Below are 1,896 nucleotides of genomic sequence, written 5' to 3'. Positions count from 1 at the left end.
ACGCTCGATCTTGCGTGATGGTCCGCCGACAGAGTCAGTGGACTGTTTCCGTTCTGAGGGGTGAAGTTGCAAAGGCTGCGGGCCCGAGTGTCGTCTCGGGTGGGCGCGGGGTCCCACTGCTCCGGCTGGAGGGTTTCTCTCACAGAGCGCGTGAATCCTCTGGTCAACCGGGATTCGGCAGGGGTGTGAGCCGTTCGAGGACGGCGGTGATGTGGCTGGTCCAGGGCCAGTGCCCAGCCAGGCGGAGGATCCAACGGCGGCCGATGGTCACCAGCTGTCCCGTGGTGACGAACAGGCGGAGTCGCAGGCGTCGGGGTTCCCACAGCCGCTCCTTGCTGGAGGGCGGGCATCGGCATCCAGGCCAGCAGGTCCAATGCGCTCTGCACGATCTCCAGCCAGATCCGGTTCTGGACGGTGCGGTGCAGAGGGAGATTCCGCAGGCCGGTACCCCGGGCGGTCCGGATCCGGGACACCGCGCGTGTCCGCAGCCGGTGACGGAGCTCGAGCTCGGCGATCGGCGATGTTGGTGGCGAAACACGTCAGCCGCACGCCGTCCGCGTCCGTGAGCCTCAACTGTGCACCGGTGTGCCGACGTTCCTTCCTGACGATCAGCCGCATGCCCTTCGGCCAGCCCGCGAGCAAGTCACCGGTGAGTTCGGCGATCCAGGCCCCGTCACGGCTCTCACCGCCGGTCTCGACTGCCAGGGTCCGGGCCGATGCCAGGATCTCGAGGACGTGGCCGTGGATGGCCTCGGTGATCACCATGCCGACCGAGTAGGACAGCCGGCGTTCTCGCTTCGCGATCCAGGAGGGGCCGTGCCAGCCCGCGCTGACCTGTCCCTGGGAGGACATCGCGCTGGCGGCGGCTCTGGGCGGGGACTGCCTGGCGGATGTGGCATGCTGCGGGCCGAGCCTGATGGGTTCGGGCCGGTTGCCTCCGACCCGACCGTCTCCCGCCTGATCGACGCCCTGGCTGGGGCCGGGCCGCGGGCACTCGCGGCGATCCGGCGGGCCCGGTCCGAAGTCCGGCAGGAGGTATGGCGGTTGGCTGGCGAGGCGGCCCCCCATACGGGGGGGCGAGTTGGTCGTGGACATCGACGGGGTGCTGGTCCTGGCCCACTCCGAGAAGCAGGACGCCGCCGTGACTTGGAAGAAAACCTTCGGTCACCACCCGCTGTTCGCGTTCGTCGACCACGGCCGCGAGGGCTCCGGGGAACCGGTCGCCGCCCTGTTGCGACCGGGAGACGCGGGCAGCAACACCGCCGCCGACCACATCGAAGCCGCCCGCCTCGCTCTGGCCCAGTTACCGAAGAAGCACCGGCGTGGCCACCGCACGTTGATCCGCACGGATTCCGACGGCGGAACGCATGAGCCTCTCAACTGGCTCACCCAGCAGGGACAATGGCTGTCCTACTCGGTCGGCATGGGCATCATCGACGCCGTCCACCAGGCCGTACTTCAGGTTCCAGACGCAGCCTGGACCTCGGCCGTCGAGCCAGACGGCGAGATCCGCGACGGGCCTGGCTGGTCGGCCGACCGCAGGGGATGCGGCTGTTTGTCCGCAAGGAACGACCCAACCTCGGCGCCCAGTTGGGATCACGGACGCCGATGGGATGCGCATCACCTGCTTCGCCACCAACACCTAGAACACGCCGATCGCACAGCTGGAACTGCGGCACCGTCAGCGCGCCAGGGCCGAGGACCGCATCCGGGCAGCCCGCGATACCGGCCTGCGCAACCCTGGTAGGCGCTGTCGGCCCACACCAGTTTCAGCAGGCGGCCCGGCTGGTTCATGAACGTCTCCAGCAGCGCGGGGGCGGCCTTGGAGTCGTGGACGTCCGCCGTGGTCACGGCCTTCAACAACTTAAATCTTCAATGACTTAAATAGGGATAACG

2 pseudogenes are annotated in these 1,896 nt (G+C 68.3%); one reads left to right on the top strand and one right to left on the bottom strand.

From position 1 onward, the window contains the following. Window positions 1-163 precede the first annotated feature (163 nt). Window positions 164-810, bottom strand: a pseudogene (locus ACLU3S_RS36820) (transposase); the annotation flags it as partial. 37 nt (window positions 811-847) lie between these two features. Here ACLU3S_RS36820 and ACLU3S_RS36815 point away from each other — a divergent pair. Then, a pseudogene (locus ACLU3S_RS36815) lies at window positions 848-1,739 on the top strand (transposase); the annotation flags it as partial. Between the last annotated feature and the right edge of the window lie 157 nt (window positions 1,740-1,896).

Origin of the sequence: Streptomyces sp. AF1A (genome assembly GCF_047340315.1) — a bacterium.
Taxonomy (GTDB): domain Bacteria; phylum Actinomycetota; class Actinomycetes; order Streptomycetales; family Streptomycetaceae; genus Streptomyces.
This window is presented reverse-complemented; position numbering and strand designations above follow the sequence as displayed.